The 242-nt window shown below is 69.8% G+C and carries 1 pseudogene; it reads left to right on the plus strand.

From position 1 onward, the window contains the following. Positions 1-242: pseudogene (locus tag AC0IZJ_RS28685) on the plus strand (NAD/FAD-binding protein); the annotation flags it as partial.

The following is a 242-nucleotide window of genomic DNA, read 5'->3' on the forward strand; positions in this document are numbered from 1 at the left end:
TCAACCGCCTGTGCACGGCGCTGGCGGCCAGCGGCGAAGAGGCCGCGCTGGCCGAGCCCATCGGCGAGTTCCAGGCCCGCAACCGCTTCGGGCGCAGCGTCAGGGACTGGTACCTGCTGCCCATGGTCGCCTGCATCTGGTCCTGCCCGACGGCGCAGATGCTGCAGTTCCCCCTCCGCACGCTGATCCGCTTCTGCCACAACCATGGCCTGCTGCAGGTCAACGACCGGCCACAGTGGTGG

This window comes from Roseateles sp. AC306 (assembly GCF_979253795.1).